Source organism: Pseudomonas peli, assembly GCF_050563605.1.
Lineage (GTDB): Bacteria > Pseudomonadota > Gammaproteobacteria > Pseudomonadales > Pseudomonadaceae > Aquipseudomonas > Aquipseudomonas peli_A.
Genome location: NZ_JBNXUH010000483.1, coordinates 1 through 236 on the forward strand (window position 1 = coordinate 1; position 236 = coordinate 236).

1 pseudogene is annotated in these 236 nt (G+C 59.8%); it reads left to right on the forward strand.

The features are described from left to right. Positions 1 to 90 precede the first annotated feature (90 nt). Positions 91 to 236: pseudogene (locus ACQ4LH_RS22290) on the forward strand (hypothetical protein); the annotation flags it as partial.

Below are 236 nucleotides of genomic sequence, written 5' to 3' on the forward strand. Positions count from 1 at the left end.
CGCCCCCCTCGCCTCGTCTGTTCTGCGCCGCGAATAAGCCCCAGGGGCGGCCTTGCGCCCTTGATCATTATCCGGAGCATCAGCCGCCGCATGCCCACGGGCCGGCACCTGGTTATCGGGGTGCCGTTTCTCTGGTTGTTCCTGTTCTTTATGTTGCCGTTCTTCATTGTTTTGAAGATCAGCTTCGCCGAAGCCGACGTGGCCATCCCGCCGTANNCCTGTCTCTTATACACATC